The organism is Shewanella sp. SM21, assembly GCF_025654335.1.
GTDB lineage: Bacteria > Pseudomonadota > Gammaproteobacteria > Enterobacterales > Shewanellaceae > Shewanella > Shewanella oncorhynchi.
Map to the genome: position 1 here is coordinate 33,878 of NZ_JAKKRL010000012.1, position 22,179 is coordinate 56,056.

Annotated in this window: 18 protein-coding genes; 10 read left to right on the forward strand and 8 right to left on the reverse strand. The window is 45.6% G+C overall.

The window, feature by feature from the left end:
- Window position 1 precedes the first annotated feature (1 nt).
- The 3 genes from gspE to gspC are packed head-to-tail and all read right to left on the reverse strand — an operon-like array spanning window position 2 to window position 4,628.
- Window positions 2–1,567 (reverse strand): type II secretion system ATPase GspE, encoded by a 1,566-nt coding sequence (gene gspE, locus L5L94_RS16165; RefSeq protein ID WP_105250994.1) that lies wholly within the window; start codon window positions 1,565–1,567, stop codon window positions 2–4.
- Complete coding sequence (gene gspD, locus L5L94_RS16170) at window positions 1,560–3,674, reverse strand: type II secretion system secretin GspD (RefSeq protein WP_263164038.1); 2,115 nt, start codon at window positions 3,672–3,674, stop codon at window positions 1,560–1,562. Before gspD ends, gspE begins: the two co-directional genes overlap by 8 nt.
- Window positions 3,675–3,698: 24 nt before the next feature.
- The gene (gene gspC / locus L5L94_RS16175; RefSeq protein WP_131525237.1) at window positions 3,699–4,628 is read right to left on the reverse strand and encodes a type II secretion system protein GspC; all 930 of its coding nucleotides are present in this window, start codon (window positions 4,626–4,628) and stop codon (window positions 3,699–3,701) included.
- Between the two features lie 253 nt (window positions 4,629–4,881).
- Between gspC and hslR the strand changes: the two genes are divergently transcribed.
- The 4 genes from hslR (at window position 4,882) to L5L94_RS16195 (ending at window position 9,712) form a co-directional block, all read left to right on the forward strand.
- Window positions 4,882–5,280, forward strand: a complete 399-nt coding sequence (gene hslR / locus L5L94_RS16180) for a ribosome-associated heat shock protein Hsp15 (protein ID WP_105250991.1) — start codon at window positions 4,882–4,884, stop codon at window positions 5,278–5,280.
- Between the two features lie 14 nt (window positions 5,281–5,294).
- Entirely contained in the window at window positions 5,295–6,155 is an 861-nt protein-coding gene (gene hslO, locus L5L94_RS16185) for an Hsp33 family molecular chaperone HslO (RefSeq protein WP_263164041.1), read from the forward strand.
- A gap of 197 nt (window positions 6,156–6,352) precedes the next feature.
- A complete protein-coding gene (locus L5L94_RS16190; protein ID WP_263164043.1) occupies window positions 6,353–7,894 on the forward strand; it encodes a phosphoenolpyruvate carboxykinase in 1,542 nt (513 codons plus the stop codon).
- A gap of 258 nt (window positions 7,895–8,152) precedes the next feature.
- Window positions 8,153–9,712: an AbgT family transporter gene (locus L5L94_RS16195; RefSeq protein WP_263164046.1), complete on the forward strand. Its 1,560-nt coding sequence runs from the start codon at window positions 8,153–8,155 to the stop codon at window positions 9,710–9,712.
- A 193-nt stretch (window positions 9,713–9,905) separates the two neighbouring features.
- Here the strand turns inward: L5L94_RS16195 and L5L94_RS16200 are convergent, their stop codons facing one another.
- Window positions 9,906–10,262, reverse strand: coding sequence for a hypothetical protein (locus L5L94_RS16200; protein ID WP_263164047.1), 357 nt, complete (start codon window positions 10,260–10,262; stop codon window positions 9,906–9,908).
- Window positions 10,263–10,761: 499 nt separating this feature from the next.
- On the opposite strand from L5L94_RS16200, the gene L5L94_RS16205 reads away from it, so the two are divergent.
- The 3 genes from L5L94_RS16205 to L5L94_RS16215 all read left to right on the forward strand — a co-directional run bounded on the left by L5L94_RS16205 (window position 10,762) and on the right by L5L94_RS16215 (window position 15,594).
- Complete coding sequence (locus tag L5L94_RS16205) at window positions 10,762–12,012, forward strand: dicarboxylate/amino acid:cation symporter (RefSeq protein ID WP_105250986.1); 1,251 nt, start codon at window positions 10,762–10,764, stop codon at window positions 12,010–12,012.
- 274 nt (window positions 12,013–12,286) lie between these two features.
- Window positions 12,287–13,423, forward strand: coding sequence for an FUSC family protein (locus tag L5L94_RS16210; protein WP_173242572.1), 1,137 nt, complete (start codon window positions 12,287–12,289; stop codon window positions 13,421–13,423).
- Window positions 13,424–13,557: 134 nt separating this feature from the next.
- Window positions 13,558–15,594, forward strand: a complete 2,037-nt coding sequence (locus L5L94_RS16215) for a M14 family metallopeptidase (RefSeq protein WP_263164055.1) — start codon at window positions 13,558–13,560, stop codon at window positions 15,592–15,594.
- 26 nt (window positions 15,595–15,620) lie between these two features.
- Here L5L94_RS16215 and L5L94_RS16220 read toward each other — a convergent pair whose 3' ends face one another.
- Window positions 15,621–16,388, reverse strand: coding sequence for a class I SAM-dependent methyltransferase (locus L5L94_RS16220; protein ID WP_263164056.1), 768 nt, complete (start codon window positions 16,386–16,388; stop codon window positions 15,621–15,623).
- 261 nt (window positions 16,389–16,649) lie between these two features.
- Here L5L94_RS16220 and L5L94_RS16225 point away from each other — a divergent pair, with 261 nt between their 5' ends.
- The 3 genes from L5L94_RS16225 (at window position 16,650) to L5L94_RS16235 (ending at window position 19,029) form a co-directional block, all read left to right on the forward strand.
- Window positions 16,650–17,435 carry a carbohydrate-binding domain-containing protein gene (locus L5L94_RS16225; RefSeq protein ID WP_263164058.1) on the forward strand — a complete coding sequence of 262 codons (786 nt, stop codon included), beginning with the start codon at window positions 16,650–16,652 and terminating at the stop codon, window positions 17,433–17,435.
- A gap of 309 nt (window positions 17,436–17,744) precedes the next feature.
- Window positions 17,745–18,215 (forward strand): hypothetical protein, encoded by a 471-nt coding sequence (locus L5L94_RS16230; RefSeq protein ID WP_263164060.1) that lies wholly within the window; start codon window positions 17,745–17,747, stop codon window positions 18,213–18,215.
- Window positions 18,216–18,336: 121 nt separating this feature from the next.
- Window positions 18,337–19,029 (forward strand): hypothetical protein, encoded by a 693-nt coding sequence (locus tag L5L94_RS16235; RefSeq protein ID WP_263164061.1) that lies wholly within the window; start codon window positions 18,337–18,339, stop codon window positions 19,027–19,029.
- A gap of 587 nt (window positions 19,030–19,616) precedes the next feature.
- Here L5L94_RS16235 and L5L94_RS16240 read toward each other — a convergent pair.
- From L5L94_RS16240 to L5L94_RS16250, 3 genes are all read right to left on the reverse strand, one after another.
- Complete coding sequence (locus L5L94_RS16240) at window positions 19,617–20,303, reverse strand: hypothetical protein (RefSeq protein WP_263164063.1); 687 nt, start codon at window positions 20,301–20,303, stop codon at window positions 19,617–19,619.
- Window positions 20,296–21,252, reverse strand: coding sequence for a HipA domain-containing protein (locus tag L5L94_RS16245; protein WP_263164066.1), 957 nt, complete (start codon window positions 21,250–21,252; stop codon window positions 20,296–20,298). The genes L5L94_RS16240 and L5L94_RS16245 overlap by 8 nt, the downstream gene beginning before the upstream one ends.
- Before the next feature lie 472 nt (window positions 21,253–21,724).
- Window positions 21,725–22,171: a GIY-YIG nuclease family protein gene (locus tag L5L94_RS16250; RefSeq protein WP_263164067.1), complete on the reverse strand. Its 447-nt coding sequence runs from the start codon at window positions 22,169–22,171 to the stop codon at window positions 21,725–21,727.
- Window positions 22,172–22,179 lie beyond the last annotated feature (8 nt).

The window sequence follows — 22,179 nt, forward strand, 5'->3', positions numbered from 1 at the left end:
ATTACTCCTCGCGAGTCACACGTAGCACTTCTTCGAGAGTGGTGATGCCCGCGAGCACTTTGCTCATGCCATCGTGACGAATGCTCGGTACAAACTGACGAATATACTTTTCGATGGCTAACTCACCGCGGCCGCCATGGATCAATTCACGCACATTATCGTCAACCAGTAATAGCTCATGAATACCGGTTCGACCACGGTAGCCATTGTTACCACAGGATTTACAGCCATTAGCACGGAAAATACGTCTGTCGTCATCGGCGGCGATGCCCAGCAACTCACGCTCACGCGCATCGGGCACATGCTCGATTTTACATTTAGGACAAAGAGTACGGATCAAACGTTGAGCCAACACGCCGAGTAAACTTGAAGACACGAGGAATGGCTCAACGCCCATGTCTTGTAAACGTGTAATCGCGCCAGACGCTGTGTTGGTATGCAGGGTTGAAATTACCATGTGGCCAGTGAGCGATGCTTGCACCGCAATTTGCGCGGTTTCCAAGTCACGGATCTCACCTATCATCACGACATCGGGATCTTGACGCAAAATAGCGCGCAGACCACGAGCGAAGGTCATGTCAGCCTTAGTGTTTACTTGGGTCTGACCAATACCGTCTAACTCGTATTCGATAGGGTCTTCTACTGTGAGTATGTTGGTGTCTTTGGAGTTGATCTCCGTCAAACCCGCATACAAAGTGGTACTTTTACCCGAGCCCGTTGGGCCAGTCACCAAAATGATCCCGTGAGGACGACGAATAAGATCTTCAAACTTAACCCGAATACTGTCTGTCATCCCCAATTGTTCTAAATCGAGGTTGCCAGTATTTTTATCCAGCAGACGCAGTACAACACGTTCACCGTGGCTCGATGGCATGGTCGATACCCGCACATCTACCGCACGACCTGCGATTCGCAGCGAAATACGGCCATCCTGTGGCACACGTTTTTCGGCGATATCGAGGCGAGCCATAACCTTAATCCGCGACACTAACAGCGACGACAGTTTACGGTTTGGCTTGAGGACTTCCTTAAGTACACCATCGATACGGAAACGCACCACAAGCTGTTTCTCGTAGGTTTCGATATGGATATCCGACGCTTCTTCTTTAATCGCTTCAGATAACAAGGCATTAATCAGTTTGATGATAGGCGCATCATCATCACCTTCGAGCAAGTCTTCGGTCTGCGGCAGCTCTTCGGCAAGGGTGAATAAATCCATCTCGTTGCCTATGTCTTCCATCAACTGCTGCGCTTCAGACGAGTTCGCCTGATATGCTTGAGTGAGTTTGGCCTCAAACTTCGCCACTTCGAGCTTAACCAAAGGCAAATCGACACCCGAATAACGCCGCGCTTCGAGCATAGCCGTTAACGGTGTTTTACTCGTATAGAACAAGCTTAACTCGCCCGTTTCACCCAACGCGAGCACCACATCGTGGCGGTGTGCGAAAGCAAAAGGTAAACGCTCTTTACTGCTCGAACGAAATACCTCATCACCTTCAGCTTCAAGGCCTAGCTCATTAGAGACTTGGCTGAGGTCATCGACTTGGGATAGTTGAATTTCACTCATTGGTTTTATCTTTGTTTTTGTTTTCATCGAGCGTTTTGAGCGTTGGATCCGTTTTACGCATCTGAGTATCTAAGCCTTTACCTTCTTTATAACGCTCTAAAATCTCGTTAACTTCAGGAGGTAAATACTCAGACTGATTCCATTCATCTAGTACAGGCACTTTAGTCTCAGGCATTAAGTTAACGCCACGCTCTTGCTGTTCAAGCTGTAATGCTCTGAAATAATTATATTTACGTCCCGCAATCCCTTCCATCGTGATGCCATCACGTATAATCGTTGGCTTGATGAAGATCATGAGGTTTTTCTTCGTTTTTTTACTCGAAGAAGATTTAAACAAATGTCCTAGAATAGGGATATCACCCAAGAACGGTACTTTTTGTATACTTTCTTGTACTTCTTCGTTGATCAAACCACCGAGTACCACAATTTGACCAGAATCCGCCATAACGGTAGTGGTTAAGCGACGAGTCGCGAAGGAAATATCCACGCCTGTATTACCGTTAACCCCAGAAACCTCCTGTTCAATCGTCAGCTTCACTGAGCTGCCTTCGTTGATCTGTGGCACCACTTTCAGTTTAACCCCAACCTCTTTACGCTCAACAGTTTGGAATGGGTTGCTGTTGCTCGAGCTGGCGGTAGAACCTGTCAGAATAGGCACTTCGTCACCCACAATAAACGAGGCCTCTTGGTTATCTAAGGTCGTAATAGAAGGCGTTGCCAGTACGTTTGAGTTAGTGTCACTCGACACGGCTTGAATTAAGGCACCAAAGTCGCCCATGGCCACGCCCCAAGCCATACCGTTCACTTTACCTAAGGCTTGGGCGAGTAGCGTCACATCTCCCTTAGTACTCGGGTTTTGACCTATCACCTGACCAGTGCTCGGGTTAGTGATGAATGTCCCTTCTTGATCTTGCGCCTGCCATACACCTGCACCAATTTCACCTATGGTTGGGCCTAAGTTATTAAACTGAGTACCACCACCCGCTTTCGCGGCCCATTGGACCCCAAAGCCGACGCTATCGCCTTCGGCGACTTCCACGATAATGGCTTCTACGAGTACCTGAGCACGGCGGATGTCGAGTTGATTAATCACGCTCTCGATAGTGCGCATCTGATCGGGTTCAGCACTGATCACTAAGGCGTTGGTTTCAGTATGCGCCATGATATTGATTTCATTACGGCGTTTACCACCTGCAGCCTGAGCGCTCGGATCTTTCTCGCCTTCCAACTTTTGGGCAAAACCGGTCAGCACTTCAACTAAATCTTCTGCTTTGGCATAACGTAGATAACGAACTTTTGTGTTACCTGTGCTGGCTTGTTCGGCATCGAGACGACGGATAAGCTCGACCACACGTTGGCGGCTCTTCTCATCACCGCTCACGACCACGGCATTGATACGTTCGTCAGCAACCACTTTTGGCGCTTGGCCTGGCAATTGGGATTGGTTAGCGGTAGCACGATAAAGGGTATCGATAATTCGTACCATTTCACCCGCAGAAGCAAATTCTAACGGCACGACTTGCACCGAGGTATCGCCTTGCTTATCTACTCGACGGATAATTTCGACTAACTTGTTCACTACAGCAGCACGGCCAGACAACATCAAGACATTGGAGGGGTCGTAGTTCACTACGTTGCCGCCACCCGCATTATCATTAAGTTGACGCAATAACGGCGCTAATTGCTTAGCCTCAGTGTTATACAAGGCCACAATACGCGTCACCATTTCATCACCAAGGCCGGGGTCGTTATCGTTAGCGACTCGAATTGCAGCGGTTTTGGCATCTTTGTCTTTAATGACTTTAATAACGTTATTTTCCATCTCAACGATGGCATAACCGTAAACTTGTAAAACGTTGAGGAAAAACTGGTAATACTGTTCATCGTTCAACAGATCATAACTGCGAACGTTGATTTTGCCGCGAATTGTCGGGTCAACTATGATGGTCTTATTCAGGTTTTTACCAACGATATTGATAAATTCTTGAATATCCGTGCCTTTAAAGTTGGCCGCATACTGTTCAGACCAAGCGAATTGGGAGGAGAACATGGCTGCACCCGCAACAACCCCAGCAATCAGCTTGCGTCGAATCCTTTTGTTATTCATTCTTTTTCTTTCCTCTAACGCGTGTTATTGCGGCAAACTAAACATGATTTCAACCAATTGTCCTTCCCGCTCAACCATAATAGAAACTTCGGTTAACTCGGGTAATTGGCTCATCATTTCTAACGCTTGACTCATTACGGTCAAGTCGTATCCATTAATCGATTTGGCTAAATCGTTAGCTTTAAAACCCGCCTGCTTAAACAAATTGGCGTCTTTCCCTGGATTCAAGCGATATCCCGCCACAGCGTCACCCTGTCTGACAGGTGAAATGGCAATATAATCGGTGATCTTACTGGGATCGGCTAACAATTCGGTGCGGGATTCGGCGAGTTCTTGGGAGATTTCGGCATTTTTACGTTGATCGACACGGCTCACTGCCGAGCCAGTCTTATTAGTCTTAGCTTGTTGTAACTGTTGATTGGCTGGGCTTTGGCTAGTGTAAACTAAGCCATCGAGCATTAATGTCTCGTAACGGCCAGCGTTAGTGATGATAATACGGTCGGCATAGACTTCTTTCAGTGATGCCGAAGTGCCCTTGATTTTATCGCCTAAGCTGTAGGTCTCTTGGCTGCCGTTTGACTCAATGATTGCTAAGCCTTTCTGATCCGCTGTCGATGCAACAACGCCAGTGAGCTGAATAGAGAGTGTGGTCTTAGGCGCGTCGGTCACAGTCTCAACAACCTCAGTTTTTGGCTTTTCAGATTTAGCATCTGCCTTACCAAAGAGACCAAGCTGCTGTAAACCCGCAAGATCAACCTGCCCAGCACCTTTACCCGTCAGGTTAACGGGCGTTGGCGACCAAGCACTGGGTGATGAGCTAGTAGGCACTAATTTCCATGTAATTTGCGCGGCTAACAACATGATCACAATAAAACCCAACCAGAAGACTATCCGGCTTAAGGGCTTATGGGGCATGCCAATGGCTTTTGCGATAACTTTATCTAATAAATCCATATTTTATCTGGACCCTCGATACAGGTCTCTGTTCTGATTATAATAATTAGGCGATTACCGTCTCATGCTAACCTAGGCAGCATTTGGCAACAAGCCCATAACAGCATTCAAATTGGCGAAAATAGGCCAATTATGCTAACTTTGCCCGCCATAAAAGGGTGTGAAGCACGCCACCCTTTAACATAATAGAAATGCTCTTGACGCATTTTCTTGCTCGGCATGTGAACTCATCGATCTTTTAGCTGGAGACACTATGACTCAAGGTCAAAGCGATAAAACAGACATTCGACTCGATAAGTGGCTTTGGGCTGCACGTTTTTATAAAACCCGTGCCATCGCCAAAGAAATGATTAACGGCGGCAAAGTACATTACAACGGCCAGCGTGCCAAATCTAGTAGGAATGCCGAGATAGGCGCCGTCCTTAAGATACGCCAAGGATATGACGATAAAGAGATAGTCATAAAAAAATTATCGCAATTACGCCAAAGTGGTTCGATTGCACAAGAATTGTACGAAGAAACCGCGACAAGTCTGGCTAAACGGGCCATTAATGCTGAGCAACGACGCCTCCACATGCTCAATAACCCGATACCCGATCAGAAACCAGATAAAAAGCAACGACGCCAGCTCATGCGCTTTAAAGACCTTTAACAGTGAGATACACGATGAACCAAGATACTTTACACCGCTACTTGTTCGATAATGCCGATGTGCGCGGTGAACTGGTGCAGTTACAAGACAGCTATCAACAAGTGATCAGCGCCCAAGAATACCCAGCCGTACTGCAAGTGCTACTGGGTGAATTAATGGCAGCCACCTCACTATTAACCGCTACATTGAAATTTAGCGGTGATATCAGCGTACAGTTACAAGGCAACGGCCCTGTTTCTTTAGCGGTGATCAACGGTAACAATTTACAAGAGTTACGCGGTGTGGCTCGCTGGAATGCTGAACTCGCCGATGATGCTAGCCTCACAGAACTCTTCGGCCAAGGCTATATGGTCATCACCTTAACACCCGACGAAGGTGAACGCTACCAAGGTGTGGTCGCACTGGACAAGCCAACACTTGCTGCCTGTGTTGAAGAATACTTCAATCAATCTGAGCAGTTACCTACGGGAATTTGGTTATTTGCCGACGGCAAACAAGCGGCGGGCATGTTCCTACAAATTCTGCCAAGCCAGCAAGATCACAACGCCGACTTCGAACACTTGAGCCAACTGACGTCGACCATCAAGGCCGAAGAGCTATTTACTCTTGATGCAGAAAGCGTGTTACATCGCCTCTATCATCAGGAAGAAGTACGCTTATTTGATCCTATCGATGTGAGCTTTAAATGCACTTGTTCCTATGAACGCAGTGCCGGCGCGATCAAAACCTTAGATCAAGCAGAAATCGAAGCCATACTGGCCGAAGATGGCAAGATAGAAATGGGTTGCGAATATTGCCACGCTAAATACACCTTTGATGCCATAGACGTAGCAACCTTATTTGCTAACGGTCAAACATCAACAACCCAGCAGTAAAACGACTCCCCCTAAAAAATGGGCGCCCTATTTGACGCCCATTTTTTATTCATACCTATAATCCCCTCACACATTGCACTCGGCTTAGGCTACAATCGCCTCACTTTGTCACCTAGCACGACTCAGGCGATAAATAAAATTAAATCGGCAGACGATCGATATTAAAATAACCTTACAAATCAAATGGAGACCTCACTATGGCGGATGGATTAAACCGCGTTCACTTTAACCCCTCAACAGCACAACTTGTCGAATTTGCCCTGCTACGCGGCGAAGGTGAATTGACAGCCAATGGCGCACTAGTCGCTAAAACAGGCGCTCGCAGCGGTCGCTCACCTGGCGATCGTTTCATTGTAAGAGAACCCAGTTCAGAAGCTGACATCGAATGGGGAACAGTCAATCAAGCTTTCGATCCAGGTGCTTTTGAAGGTTTATGGGCACGGGTTGAAGCTTACCTAGCCGATAAAGAACTGTTTGTATCTGATCTCGAAGTCGGTGCCGACACTGAACATTACCAACCAGTACGAGTTACTACGCAATACGCTTGGCACCAACTGTTCGCCCGCAATCTATTTATTATTCCTGAAGAATTTAATCGTAAAGACAAACCAGTTTGGCAGATCATCAATGCCCCTGACTTTGTTTGCGTACCAGAACGTGATGGCACTAACTCAGATGCGACCGTGATTTTAAACTTCGCCGAACGTAAAGTGCTGCTTGCCGGCCTGAAATACGCCGGCGAAATGAAAAAGTCTATGTTCTCAGTGCAAAACTTCCTACTGCCAGCCCAAGGCGTGCTCCCAATGCACTGCTCGGCCAACGTAGGTAAAAATGGCGACACTACGCTGTTTTTCGGTTTATCTGGCACAGGTAAAACCACACTTTCTGCCGATCCAAAACGCTTCCTGATCGGTGACGATGAACACGGCTGGGCACCCGGCGGCGTATTCAACATCGAAGGCGGTTGCTACGCCAAATGTATCGATTTAAGCCAGAAGAATGAGCCCGTGATTTGGGATGCGATTCGTTTCGGCACTGTACTTGAAAACGTCGTGATGGACGAACACCGCGTACCTAACTACAAAGACAGCAGCCTGACGGAAAACACCCGCGCAGCCTATCCGCTGGAGCACATTGCCCAACGTAAAGAAGACAACTGCGGCGCTGAGCCACATGCGGTTGTATTCTTAACCTGCGACGTATCTGGCGTATTACCACCGGTTTCTATCCTGACCAAAGAACAAGCGGCATACCACTTCTTATCTGGCTATACCGCCAAAGTGGGTTCGACTGAAATCGGCTCAACCTCGGCAATTCAATCCACCTTCTCAACGTGCTTCGGCGCACCTTTCTTCCCACGCCCTGCTGGCGTGTACGCAGAACTGTTGATGAAGCGCATTGAGTCCTTCGGCAGCCAAGTGTACTTAGTCAACACTGGTTGGACTGGTGGCCCACACGGTGTAGGTAAACGTTTTGACATCCCAACCACCCGCGCCATCGTCGATGCGATTGTCAGCGGTGAGTTGAAAGATGTGGAAACCGTCCACTTAGACACCTTGAACCTCGCCGTTCCTGTGGCAGTCACAGGCGTAGACAGCAACTTACTCAACCCAATCAACACTTGGGGCGATAAAGCGCTATACGCCGAATATGCCCAGAAGCTGGCCGAAGCTTTCACTAAAAACTTCGCTAAGTATCAAGTGTCAGACGCTATCCGCAATGCAGGCCCAAAAGCATAAGCGCGTAGTGGATTTGTTCGGTACGGTTATTTAGTCAAAAATATCGTTTCATAAAAAAGCGCGGGTTCAGTCATGAACCCGCGCTTTTTATTTGCGGCTAAATTGATTTAGTGATGATTAAATCCACCCGCACTAAAGTCACTGCGATAGATTTTTATATGTTTTATTTCTTATCGATTAGTTAAACCAAGCTTAAATTAATGCTACGTTTTTATAATCACCGATAACAATCATCATTTTTTAGGAAGCGGCACCCAAATGGAAAATCATAAACCTGTCACTGGATTCCAGCGATTTCTCAATGGCGTCGAAGTCGTCGGCAATAAACTGCCTGATCCGGCGGTATTATTTGCGATGTTTCTGGGCTTAGTCTGGCTGATCTCTTGGGGATTATCGGGTGTCAGTTTTGATGAAATCGACCCTCGTACTGGTAACCCGATTCAAGTCGTCAATATGCTTGATGGTGGTGCGTTAACCGCTTTTACCTCGGCGATAGTCACGACCTTTGTCACTTTCCCGCCGCTAGGTGTGGTGCTTGTGGCCATGCTGGGCCTAGGCGTTGCTGAACATACTGGCTTTATTAATGCAGGGCTGCGCTCCATTTTATCTGTTACCCCCAAGATGTTACTCACTCCGGTATTGATAGCAGTGGGTATTCTAAGCCATGTCGCGGTTGATGCGGGTTATGTACTCGTTATCCCGCTCGGCGCGGTGATCTTTTATGCCGCTGGTCGCCATCCCTTAGCCGGTATTGCCGCCGCTTTCGCTGGCGTATCCGGCGGTTTTTCTGCAACCGTTGGCGTGCCATCCAGCCTTGATCCTATGTTAGCGGGCTTAACTCAGGCAGCGGCAAGATTATCAGCCGATCCCGCGGCCGCCACATTAACGATTAACCCACTGAATAACATCTTTTTTACTTCGGCTTCTGCCATTTTAATTATCTTAGTTGGCTGGTTCTTAACGGATAAAGTTATCGAGCCGCGCCTAAAAAACACTGCGGTGAATGGCGATCCCAGCACGCTCCCAACCCTAGATGAACTGCAACCCCATGAGCGCCGCGGACTCAAATTCGCCATGGCCGCCATGTTGTTGTGTGCATTAGGATTAGTATTAACCGCCTATGGTGAACATTCTGCTTGGCGTGCTACTGACGGCGCCCTAACCAGTGCTTCAGCGCCATTAATGCGCTCCATTGTGGCGATTATTTTTGTGTTTTTCCTCATTCCCGGCATCGTGTATGGCTATGCCGCTGGCACGGCAAACAACCACAGAGCCATTATTCAGGGCATGAGTAAATCCATGAGTGGCATGGGTTATTACATCGTCATGGCTTTTTTCTGTGCCCAGTTTATTTATGCATTTGGTCAATCCAATTTAGGCGCATTAATGGCCATTAAAGGCGCGTTGGCGTTAAAGGAATTAGCCCTTCCTATGGGTGTGACTTTGGTGGGAATTGTGTTTCTCACTGCATTCGTCAATCTATTAGTGGGTTCCGCTTCAGCCAAATGGGCATTAATTGGTGCCATTATGGTGCCCATGTTAATGGAACTAGGTGTGTCACCGGATTTGACTCAAGCCGCTTACCGAGTGGGCGACTCATCCACTAATATCATCACCCCACTGATGCCTTACTTTCCGTTAATTGTGGTGTTTTGCCAAAAATACGTTAAGGAATCAGGCATCGGCACCTTAGTGGCACTGATGTTACCGTTTTCAATCAGTTTTCTTTTACTTTGGAGCGGTTTCTTACTGGCATATTGGACCTTAGGCTTGCCTCTAGGGATTGGCAGCTCGCTCTCCTTCCCCGCAATGCCTTAGGGCGTTCAAGAGGTATTCAGAGTGCTTGCGAAATTGAATTCATAAACAGGCGCTCAATACCTCAATAACCACTAAATGGTGCACAACTTATTACCTTGCCTTAAACGCAAATGCCGACGTTAACCGTCGGTATTTTACCGCTAACAACACGTAATTTTATTTTATATAGAAACAACAAAATAAAAATAAACACTTAAATATCTATAAACGCATCTCGCTCATAGTAAAAGATAATAGCTTCAAGCAGTTCCTGTTCACTTGGCAGGGCTTTTTGCTGCATCAGGTTATCGATCACATCCTCAATCTGATCCGTGTTTAGCAGATAACCATAGTCACTCCGGCCTAAGCTATCCTCAAAGGCATCGATTTCGTCATCCGATAGGTCTCTCATATCATTCACTATCGGGAATAATGGAGTGGTCAGTTGCAGGGATTCACTTTCATCAAGATCTTGATAAACCAGCCAATAACTTAATCCAGGTTGTTCGACGCACTTTCTTATCCAGCACTGTAACGATTCGGGCGGGCCGAAAAATGAGGTGATGTTCATAATGTCCTCGAAATGGAGTTGTCATAGGGAAAACTGAGTGAGTCACAGAGTTGAATGGTCATGGAGGTTTTTTAGCTATTAACCACTCTCATGATTCATACAAGTAAAAGATGGGTGACCAACGACTCAAGCCGCCCAAAGAATACGAGAGGATATCTGCGCCCATCAAAGTAAAAATCACAATTCATCAATTCGGCAGTTAAAATCCCACAATAAAATAAGCTTTATTCATTTTTAAGCGCATAAATTTAAGCATTCCTCATTTAACGTTAACGTGATTTAGACTTTGGTTATTTTGAAACCAAGGTTAGTGATGTTTCACAATCCCCTGCTATGCAATTGTGGTACTTTACTCGGTCAAAAATGTCGGGCATTTGCCTTTAACATAGAGTGAACCTTTAGCCTAGAGTAAGCCTTAATCATTAAAGCTTGAGTCGTCTAGGTTCAAATCGTCTGTGCATGACACAAAATGCTGCGGCAACTGGGGAGTTTCGCAAGAATGAAGAGCAAGAGTTTATTAGGTAACATTGGTGTGCAAGTGGTTATTGCCATGATTATCGGCGCACTGGTGGGTTTTATCATGGGCGAGAGTGCAAGTGTGTTTGCACCACTCGGAACCATTTTCATCCATTTAATCAAAATGCTAGTGATACCACTGGTATTGGTTTCTATCATCAGCGGCGCGGCGAGCTTAGGTGACAGCCCATCGGCGGGTAAGATTGGCATTGGCACTTTCGGCTTTTTTATTGTCACGTCGGGCTTTGCCGTTGTGCTTGCACTCTTGATGGGTAATCTGTTCCAACCGGGTGCAGGCGTTGATTTTACCGCCCACAGCAGCACAGACTTGATGGAAGTAACCAAGGAACATGGCGCATTGCCCGGGGTAATGGATACCTTTATCGGCATGATCCCAACCAATGTGTTCGAGTCGCTGAACGGCGGTAACATATTACAAATCTTAGTCTTTAGTATCTTCTTCGGCATCGCACTGACTAAAGTTAAAGGCGATGGTGCTAAACCTATTTTGGCCGCACTCAACACAGTCGTTGATGCCTTTGTGTGGATGATCAACTGCGTGATGATCATTGCCCCTATCGGTGTATTTGGTTTGATGGCCGATTCTGTCGGCACCTTCGGTTTCGATGCACTAGAAGTCGTGTTTAAGTTATTCGCCGTGTTTGTGGCTGCGATTTTGATCTACGGCTTTATCTTCTTCCCATTAGTGGTACAACTCTTCTCAAGAGTGTCGGCGCGCCAGTTTATTTCGGCAATGAAGAAGCCGCAGGTGATGGCCTTATCGACCGCCTCTTCAATGGCAACTCTGCCAGTGAATATGGAAACCTGCGAGGAAGATCTTAAAGTCTCTAAGGCAACCACGGCTTTTGTACTGCCGTTAGGCGCCACCATTAATATGAGCGGCAACGCGATTTATTATGGTTTAGTGGCCATGTTCTTCGCCCAAATGTATAACGTTGATCTATCGATGACAGCCTATGCGGCCATCATTTTCACCTCAACCTTAGGTGCAATTGGTCAAGCTGGTGTGCCAGGCCCATCCTTTTTAGTAGTGGCAGTGCTGTTAGCTGCGGGAATTCCTATCGATGGTTTACCTTTGCTGTTTGCGTTAGACAGGGTTTTTGACATGATCCGTACCGCACTCAATATCACTGGCGATGCGGCTTGTGCCTTGATCATGGATAAATACACAGAAGTTGACGTTAAAGCGGATAGTGAGCGCAGCTTAAGCTAACTCAAACACTTTAAATATAGGCTTGAATAGGCAATGCTTATTCAAGCCTTTTTTATATCTGCAGCACGGTATAATGGCCTGCCTCTACACGCATCAGTTAAGCCTATTTAATCTGAGTGTTAATGTGATCTCTCCCGCGCCATCCACTAAGCTCAATTTGCTAGATTTCGCAATTTACATTTCTTTATGGCGCTATGGCCGCAAGTGACACGGTTTTTCTGCGATACTGCCACCAGATTAACATCGCTAAGTTAGCTCAAAGGAATTTTGCCCTATGTCTGTATTTGCCCCAGCCACACCCTTTGCCGACTTTATCTATCGCCATTTCCGCTCAATCCACGCCCTAAAGCTCGGGCTAGCCTTACTCGTTGCTGTCACTATTAATGCCATTTGGGCGCCACCGCATTTTATTTGGAGCATGGTCACGATAGTGATCATTATGATGAGCTTACCTCAGGTAGGCGGCGCGATTGAAAAGTCGCTACAAAGGGCGATAGGCACTTGTTTAGGCTCAGCTTATGGGGTGATGTTAGTTGCCACAGTGGACAGTTATTGGCTAATCATGAGCCTGCTGATCTTAGCCGTTAGCTTGATTTGTTTTATCTCGGCCGGACGTTACAGCTATGCCTATTTAGTGGCTGGATTTACCATCATAATCGTGGTCGGCGACGCCAACCATGACACCTCTGAGGCACTATGGCGCACGGCCAACATCCTCTCCGGCTGCGTGATTGCTATTTTGGTCTCACTGTTCATTTTTCCGATTAAAGCTAAACAAGATTGGCGCTCCCAACTCACCCATGCCATCGACAATATGGCCGAAGTATTAGCCGAGCATCTTAAGGCACCCGCCAATCATGAGCTCGATTTTCGCGCTAGACTAGAGGCTGCGATGAAGGCCGTACTCACTCAAAAGAAACTGTTTTTCTCCTTGGAATGGGAAAGTCAAACCCTCAAAAAACACAAAGTGCTACTGTCGCAGTTAGCCAATAAACAAGTGCGCTTAATCACCTTACTCGAACTCTTACCCTTAACCCGCTGGCAGGAAGAAGACAAAGACGCCTATCTGCAGATTAATGCGGTTGCCTCTGAGCTTGCCTTCTATTTGCAACAACTTGCAGAATTTGTAGCGGGTAAAGCTCAACAATTACCGACACTACCAGAATGCTTAGATCAAGAATTACAACACAGACTCCAGCTTGCCCTAGTCGCAGCCACTCAAGCATCAACCGCTGATCCAGTGACCGCCGTAAACGACCAAGTGCCGCAGGGATTTGCACTCACAGGTTATAGCTGGCTGATTTATCAGCTCGCGATTGCCGTCGAAGCACTTTATAAAGACATTGCCATTATCGACATTGCCTATCACAAGCGGCCAGCTTCTCAGATAACGCCCAACAAAACGGCTTAGTCGATTTGTCCCATTCCGCTTAGTGCTTAAATCCATGTCAGAAATACCGGATAACCCTTAGCCGCCCTTGCGTTAACGGGGCGTTTAATGAAAAGATACCGTCCTAATAAAAATTCGATAGATGGACTCTTTTCATGCGCTTGTTTTCTTTCTCCGTTATCGCCATTGCCTGTCTCTCTACGGGCAATCTGTACCCTGGGAATGCTTTTGCCAATGATGCGAAAACCACAACCCAAACAACTCCGGCAGCCACTATGGCGCAAGCCTCTACCACCGAAACATTGGCAGTTGGCTCCCCAGTAATCACAACGTCACAGGATGCAAGTCCAGCAGCGAATAGCCAAGCGACTGAAACTGCGACTAATGTACTGGCCGATACCACAGTTACGGCGCCAGAAGCACAACCAGCGCCCATTCCTGAACGAGCCAACACCTTTGTCAACGATGCGATTTTACCGCCAAACATCACTTGGTCTGGCGCCAGCGAATCGCTCATGTTAAGTGTTGATAGCGAGTGGGCGACTCCCTTTGAGCAAAGTGGCGGTATTGAAAGTCCAAGCTACGATGCCACTATCGCTTGGCTCGATAAACTCGCGGGCGAGACCGATAAATTACAAAAGGTGAGCTTAGGTAAGAGCCCACAAGGGCGCGATATTTGGATGTATATCGTCAGCAGTGAAGGCATTAATGAATCGGCACGCCTCAAACAAAACACTAAACCGACAGTGCTAGTGCAGGCGGGAATTCATGCAGGAGAAATCGACGGTAAGGATGCCGGCATGATGCTGCTACGAGACATTATCCAAGGCGATAAAAGTGCCCTGCTCGATAAAGCCAACCTCTTGTTTGTGCCTATTTTTAGTGTTGATGCCCATGAGCGCAGCGGCGAATTTAATCGTGTAAATCAACGTGGCCCTGTGAATATGGGCTGGCGCACTACGGCTAATAATTTCAACCTTAACCGCGATTATGCTAAGGCCGACAGCTTAGAAATGCAGCACATGCTGCGCGCAATCAACGTATGGCAACCGGATCTGTATATCGATGTCCATGTTACTGACGGCATCGACTATCAATACGATGTCACCTTTGGTTATAACCTCGCCCAAGGCTTAAGCCCAGCCAGTTACCGCTGGCTCGAAAACAGCTACAGACCTGCGGTTGAAGCCGCATTAACGGAACAAGGCCATATTCCCGGCGCACTGATTTTTGCCGTGGATAACGCCGATATTAACAAAGGCATGTCGCTGTGGAATCCAAGCCCGCGCTTCTCTAACGGTTATGGCGATGCTCGCCATTTGCCCACCATTCTGGTTGAAAACCACAGCCTAAAGCCCTTTAAGCAAAGGGTGCTCGGCACTTATGTGATGTTAGCGCAAACCCTCAAAACCGTGGGTGAACAGGCGACGAAACTTAAGAGTGCGATTCAAGAAGATAAATACCGCGCCTCACCGCTAATCACCCTTACTTGGAAATTAGCACCATTAGAAAAAGGCTGGGATTTTAAAGGCATAGATTATCAACTTGAAAAGAGCCCCATCAGTGGCGCTGAAGTTGTGCGCTGGACAGGTGAACCTAAGCTTTACCCTAACTTGCCTGTGATGGCTGAAACAGTGCCCGACATTAAGGTCACTCGTCCGAGTGCTTACTATATTCCAGCGCAATGGACTCAAGTGATTGATCGTCTTAACGTGCATGGCATTCGCATGACCACGCTCAAAAAGCCAACCGAGTTGAAATTGCAGCAATATACTCTCAGCAATCCCGTGTTTAACACTAAGGATTTTGAGGGCCGCCAAACGGTCAAAGCTGAGTCAGAGTTAACCAAAGTCAGCACCACACTGCCCGCTGGCACCATTAAAATCAGTACAGATCAACCGCTAGGCGATCTGGCGATTTTACTGCTTGAGCCGCAATCACCTGATTCTTTACTGCAATGGGGTTTCTTCAATCCTATCTTCACTCGCACTGAATACATTGAAGATTATGCGGTAGAGCCACTGGCGGCCAAGATGCTAAAAGATGCTCCTAAGCTACAAGCTGAGTTCGACAAAGCACTGACCAATGCAGAGTTTGCCGCCGATCCTGAGGCACGCCTACGCTGGTTCTATGAACGCAGCCCTTACTACGATAACCAATACCTTAAGTATCCGGTTTACCGTAGTCGCTGATCATCGCGATTACAAAACGGCATTGATTAAGCGGGCTTACGCGCACTGATGCTATACACCAAGGGCACCTTCTGCCCTTGGTGTGTTAACACATAACGACCATCGGCTTGCGCTTCGAGCCCTTCAAAGCAGTTATAGGGGCTGAAATCAAACTCGTGGAAGAACTCCAACACTAAGCCCGCCTGCAATAACGCATTGATCACTTCAGATAAACTGTGCGACCAGCACATTAAGGTTTGCTGATCATCACCGGTATTTTCGGTATATGTGCCTTCCAGCTCTATGTCTGGCTCACCCCGATTAAAATAGCTATAGCCATCGAACAACTGCTGCGCAGGATGGAACTCGGCCATGTAAAACTGTCCGCCGGGTGTTAAACAGGCAGCCACTGTCTGCGCCCATAGGGTTAAATCCGGCAGCCAAACAATGGCACCATAGGACGTAAACACAATATCGTGAGGCTCAACCTTACTCGCCACACTGTAAACATCGCTACAGATAAACTCGGCGGACAACTGTGTCCGTTCTGCCAGCTTTTGCGCTTCAACAATCGCCACCTCTGACAAATCGACGCCTGTGACTCTGGATCCCATTCGCGCCCACGACAAGGTGTCTAAGCCGAAATGACATTGCAGATGCAGCAAACTTTTACCTGCGACCTCGAGTTCACCTAGCTCAATTTCCCGCAGCGAAGCCTTACCACTAAGAAAGCCCGCAACATCATAAAAATCAGAAGTTAAATGTACCCGAGTGCGCGCATCCCAAGCCGTTTTGTTTGTTGTTAAATAATCCATCAGCATCCCTTCTTGTATTTTTGATTCCGCGTGACTTACGGAGCTTAAACTAACTTAATAAATGAGCAATTTCACTAATCTATGAGTAAATCACCCATGTAGCGGACATGTCCGCACAGTGAGCCTCGGACACTTTTTAGCTTAACTAATTGATTATAAATGAAACTTAAAATTGGCATAAGCTGTGCAGTGTCTTACCCATCGCAAGGCTACTCAGCACTCACCCAAAAAATCGAGTGCCAGATAAACAAGGAAGCTAACATGTCACTACGCCCATTTATATTCACCCTCGCTTTTATAGTGTTTTTTACTGCTGGGGTATCGCTCACTGGCTGCATTCTTAATGTGAACGCAGCAGGCATGCCAGACTTAGACCACCAACAACGCGAACTCATACTCGATAGCCAAGATTTACAAGGCCTGATTGCAGAAACAGGCGCAGGCAGTTTGGAAATTATCGGTGTCGAAGGCCTCAGCCAAATTAAACTCGTCGCCGACATCTATAGCAATAAGGACGGCAACGATGACAGCAAAGTCATTCTCACCCTTGAGAAAAAAGCCAATAAGGCCAAGCTCAAGGCCAACTTTGAGCAAGCAGATGCTAATAATAACTCGCCCTATATAGACCTAAAACTGCAAGTCCCTGCGAACTTTACACTGGATATTGATGACAGTTCAGGGTCTATTTTGACCAGCAAGATGACGTCAGACATGAACATCAAAGACGGTTCGGGTGAACTCACTATCAACGGTGGTAACAATATCAACATAGAGGATGGCTCAGGTGATATTGAAATCAGCCAAATCAACGGCAGCCTAACCATTGAAGATGGCGCTGGTGCCATCAAGGTGACCGATATTCGCGGCAATATCGCAATTGATGACGGCTCGGGCAACATAGAGGTCGCGAATGTGCAAAGTGCTGTGACCATCACAGATGGCTCAGGCAACATTAATGTATTTAACACTAAGGGATTAACGATTCTTGCAGCAGGTTCTGGCGATGTGACATTTAACAAAATCGACGGCCCAGTGAGCATGCAATAACGCGCCGTTTTACCACTCTACTCCCAAAGGTTTTACCCACTTCCCGGCGTAGAGGCTGATGTTGCAACGGTTCCCAGCCAAGATGTCAGTCTTCTACCCACCCTTTTAAGCTTAAGCCCGACTTATGCATTTATGCCACTAACCCCTTGTAGTGGCATTTTTTTATACCGAAATTAAGCTTGAGTTTGCAGAAATGACATTGATTTTATTCAGACCGTTACGCTTTAACCTTGTGGATTTGCTAAGATTGTCAGCCTTCCCACTTCAATAGTCGAAAAGTCACACTGTAGTGCCAGTAAGGTCGAGAATATGGATCAGTTTTCGGAATACCAAAGAGAAATTGAATCGCTTTCCCTATCAGATAACCCTAGACAGATAATGGAAGGACTAGGGGATATTTGTTTTGATGGCGAATCTTTTTACCGCAACGGCAATAAAGCCCTAGCCAAACACATTTTCAAGCATATTTACGCCTTAGATGCGCACTCAGACTATTTCTCACACGCCAGAACTGTCGCAAAAGCCTTTCTTATATCCTTGGGAGAAATTCAACCTATCTCCCTAGAAGAGGTTATTTTACAGATAAAGCATGAGCATGCCTCATTAGCCGCACATCAATTAAATCTGCTGATTGCAAAGCGTATTTTTAGGGAATTTAGTCACCATCAAGACGCTATCCACATCACTATGCAATATCTCACCAAAGCCGAGGCACTTTCCCCTCTGAGCAAGAGTGACCTTCGCTTTAAAGCTTTAGTCAGCTCAAATAAGAGTGAGTAAAGGGATAGCGTGACAGAATAAATCATCAGAATTTAGAGCCGTTTCTCAAAAGAAATGCAAAAATATACCGGAAGAGATCAACGTTCTGAATTCGACAACCCAATTTTAATTAAGTGATAATATGGACATTTCATCTTTTAAGAAATATATAAAGTTAGCACCAGAAAATGTTTCAGAATGGCAGAGGTGGGAAAATTCATTACCTACCTTCGATTCTATATTACCAATATTGGATTATGTATATAACGCTGAGTGGCAGCGAGATGATTGGAAAGCCATAATGGCATTCATTCGGAAAGGTTATGTTGAGCAAAATGAATCATCTGAATTGGTTGACGGGATTAAGCATGTAAATATATTCAACTCCAAAGTTATTAATCTAAAAGTTGATGTCGCAATTTCATTAAACTGCTCCATTGTTCGTTCATTAGAGTCAATTAATTTATGCTCAGACTCAGTGGAATCATTAAGTGTGTCCCATGCAAGCAAACTCTCTGAAATTACCGGAAACACCCAGAATTTAAGCTACTTATCTTTAAATAAATGTCAAAAGTTAGATTTTGGTTCTATCATTTCAACGCTTGACAGCGTAAAAATTTTAGACCTCAGTGGAAACCCACAGTTGTCCAGTATTGACGAATTACGTGGAAATAAAAATATTTTTTCGTTGTATCTTGTTGAAACAAATGTAATTAAAACTAAAGAGACTATAGAAATCTTGGCTTCGATACCAAACTTGAAAAAACTTTGGATTAAAGCAAACAAAAAGGAGTTGGAACTTTTGAGAGAAGCCCTACCAGGGATTGTAAATTAAGCATAGAAAAAGGCCGGACATGTAGTTCGAGAGCGTGAAAAGATCTGTGTAAGTGGCATTCTTAATCTGTTGAATGGAGTTCAGAATACCAATAGCAGACAAACTTATCGCTCAGCAGAAGAAAACATCGACTCACCCCAATAATAAATCCGGCAATAAACCGGCCAGTGGCATTTTTTTAACTCTTAATTCTTACTTCTCTAACCCCAATGCAGACCAGTCTTTGGTGGCGACGAATCAACACCATTACTGTAATGATTTTAAGTGGGAATTTAACTTGGGGAAAACTTACCTTTGCGGAGCAGTAAATGAGAGCTAAAGCGTAACCAATTGATTTATTATTGAATTCAATCGTTAAGCTATTAAGCACTGTCATTCCAGTGACTCGCCGCCCTTTCGTTTAACAAGAAGTGTCACTATAGGCTCGACCGTGGCATCTGCTGCATACGGAAGTGCAAATGCCGCGATCACATGGATACGAAAGAGCGGCCATGCCGCAAACTGTCACTTCCATGACAGTGCTTAATCTCATTAACCTTTAAGAATGACTGTAGCCAATTTAGCAATAGACCTCTTCATAAAAATATTTAATTGGCTGATATCATTACATAAATTAATGGACGTTCCAGAGTGCCAGAGATTTGGGCAATGTAACATTTTAAATTACGCTCCATTAACTTACGTACCGTGGCACAGAAGAGCTTGTTCACATAACCAATAACGACACCACCAACCAACACAGCAACAGCGTAGCAATCAAATTTATTATCATCTTCAAGTTTTAATTCGACTACAGAATACAGATCAATTTTAGATGCCTGTTCATAAGTTAAGTAGTGACGAGTTCCTGCAACTTGCATGAGATAGTCAAACGGCACTTCAGCTTCTTCAAGATTTGGAATCAAATCAAAACCATCGCTTGGCAATTGCACGCCAGTATGTGCAATCAAATCGAAGTCACTGCCATCAAATGTCTCAGGAAGATGGTGATTTACCAAATATTTTCTAAAGTCACGGCGAGATCGCGGTGGCAACCTTTTCATAAAGGTCGCCATAACATCATTCGTAAATGGCCCTTTGTTTAAAGGAAATGCAGGGTAACCCTGAAATCCCTTTACCAAAGCATCATTATAATCTGGAGTTTCCACTAAATATGAAAACTCAAAACCACTATCCAACCTTTTAAGCGCACCAACAAGATGGCGTTCATTGCGGTCCTTATTTGACTGCCAAGTTAAAAACAGCGTGTTTACATATATTGAGTTTTCAATCATTCTCATTTCTTATTTCTTCTTTAACTAACTCTAAGCGAGCAATAATATTTCTTTTAATCCAAGCAAATCGCTCGCGAGTGAATGGAACATCAATTTTTATTTCAGTCAATCTCTCAATTTCAGCCAACATACCTTCTACATCTAGACGCTCAATTTTTTTTTGTACATATGTTTTGATTGTCTCATCAGAGCCCGCGAGAGCTTTAACTAGAGCAAAGTGCTGAATTCTGGTTCTAGTATCTGCCCTTGAGATTCTCAAGTGATGACACCCTTTCTTTAAGTACGCTTTAAGTTTGTTGTCATCCCAGTCTTGCACTTTATCTAAGAAACGCTCATGACCCAATGCAGTTCCATTATCAAACAATGGGCTGAGGCGGGTCTTCTCATCACTTTGAAAAACTACACCCCAGTTTTCTTGGTGCCTATCCGTGTTTCCAATCAAAGAGTCGAATACAGCCATATCAGCTAGCCACTTTAGACGATCAGTAACTAAACCTATATTTATAGCTAAGCCACGTATAAATAAGTTCATATCTGTGAGGTTATGCTGCTTGCCTGTCTTATCATCAAAATCAGAAATTATTCGCTTAAAGTAGGAACCTGCATGAACAAACCTTTCTGTTTTAACATCATAAAACCATTCAATTAGCGAGCCACAAATAACACCATCATCAGTTTTCTTGACCGCTGGAAGCACTCTCGGAACGTCAACTTCGAGATACTTAGACACAATATATGCTACTAGCTCTGTCCAGTATTGATCAGGGTAACGATATATTGACTCTTTAAATAAATATGGCCAACTAGGTTTAAGATATGCGACCTCAATTAACTCTGGGGACCATAGCATCTCTTTATCACGAGCGCCCACAGGGAAAACTGCATGATGCTCATCTCCAACCCAACTAGTAACGTCTATAACTTCCACCAACTCTTGAGTATAAATCATTTAGGGTTAGCACATTAATTCAATCAGCGTGTTAACGAAGATAGCACACATACCTGTTCATTCATACAGTAAAAAGAAGAGTGAGGACATGTATGGCCGCCTCGAGTTTAGTAAGGTCAATGTCCTTTTCTGTTCAAAATAGATTCACGTTAATCGATAAATCACCTTTCATAACATCAGTCGGTCATCAAGAGTTCGCGCTCTTACCGCCGAATTTTAACAATTAACTTTATAAAGATACTCATCGATAACTTTGGGAACAGGTGTACTCAGGGATGAAGTGGATTAAGCGCTGTCATGGAAGTGACCGTTGGCGGCATGGATGCCGTCGTCGAGCCTATAGGGATATATTTACGGCGAGTCACTGGAATGACAGTACTTAATCATTGCTACTGTCGTAAAACTATAAAACCTTACAGAATAACGAAAAAGATCAACGTGACCCATGATGCACACTCTATCAGCACTAAGGTCATTCACGCCCTGACTCAATCAACACCAACTTTTGACTACGGCTTAACTTTTTAACTGCTATTTCACGGCGCAGTGCATCGCCGTGACTACCAACCTGCTCTTGATACATCAGCGTTAACGGACCTTTACCGCGCAAATACTTAGCGGATTTGATACCACCCGATTGATGCTCGCTAAAGCGTCGTGTGACATCTGTGGTGACACCTGTGTATAAATGCCCGTTGGCGCAGCGGACTAGATACAAATACCAGAGGGGTGCTGATTTTATGGGTGTAGGCTTCGGTGGTGCAGGATTTAATGGTACGGGATTCAGCGAAGCTTCTGTAACAACATTTTTGGTTGCGACAGCGCTAGCCACTGGGGCAAGTGTATCTGCCACCAGTGACTCATGTTGCTGTAAAGCGCCTCTGTCAGTATTGCCTAGGCTGACGGCTGATTCAGTCACTTGCGAAT

Coding starts and splice junctions, on each gene's coding strand:
- L5L94_RS16200 (WP_263164047.1), bottom strand. CDS start 10,262: ATGAACATCACCTCATTTTTCGGCCCGCCCGAATCGTTACAGTGCTGG.
- L5L94_RS16245 (WP_263164066.1), bottom strand. CDS start 21,252: ATGATTTATACTCAAGAGTTGGTGGAAGTTATAGACGTTACTAGTTGG.
- L5L94_RS16215 (WP_263164055.1), top strand. CDS start 13,558: ATGCGCTTGTTTTCTTTCTCCGTTATCGCCATTGCCTGTCTCTCTACG.
- gspD (WP_263164038.1), bottom strand. CDS start 3,674: ATGAATAACAAAAGGATTCGACGCAAGCTGATTGCTGGGGTTGTTGCG.
- gspE (WP_105250994.1), bottom strand. CDS start 1,567: ATGAGTGAAATTCAACTATCCCAAGTCGATGACCTCAGCCAAGTCTCT.
- hslR (WP_105250991.1), top strand. CDS start 4,882: ATGACTCAAGGTCAAAGCGATAAAACAGACATTCGACTCGATAAGTGG.
- hslO (WP_263164041.1), top strand. CDS start 5,295: ATGAACCAAGATACTTTACACCGCTACTTGTTCGATAATGCCGATGTG.
- L5L94_RS16225 (WP_263164058.1), top strand. CDS start 16,650: ATGTCACTACGCCCATTTATATTCACCCTCGCTTTTATAGTGTTTTTT.
- L5L94_RS16205 (WP_105250986.1), top strand. CDS start 10,762: ATGAAGAGCAAGAGTTTATTAGGTAACATTGGTGTGCAAGTGGTTATT.
- L5L94_RS16195 (WP_263164046.1), top strand. CDS start 8,153: ATGGAAAATCATAAACCTGTCACTGGATTCCAGCGATTTCTCAATGGC.
- L5L94_RS16210 (WP_173242572.1), top strand. CDS start 12,287: ATGTCTGTATTTGCCCCAGCCACACCCTTTGCCGACTTTATCTATCGC.
- L5L94_RS16240 (WP_263164063.1), bottom strand. CDS start 20,303: ATGATTGAAAACTCAATATATGTAAACACGCTGTTTTTAACTTGGCAG.
- L5L94_RS16190 (WP_263164043.1), top strand. CDS start 6,353: ATGGCGGATGGATTAAACCGCGTTCACTTTAACCCCTCAACAGCACAA.
- L5L94_RS16235 (WP_263164061.1), top strand. CDS start 18,337: ATGGACATTTCATCTTTTAAGAAATATATAAAGTTAGCACCAGAAAAT.
- L5L94_RS16220 (WP_263164056.1), bottom strand. CDS start 16,388: ATGGATTATTTAACAACAAACAAAACGGCTTGGGATGCGCGCACTCGG.
- gspC (WP_131525237.1), bottom strand. CDS start 4,628: ATGGATTTATTAGATAAAGTTATCGCAAAAGCCATTGGCATGCCCCAT.
- L5L94_RS16230 (WP_263164060.1), top strand. CDS start 17,745: ATGGATCAGTTTTCGGAATACCAAAGAGAAATTGAATCGCTTTCCCTA.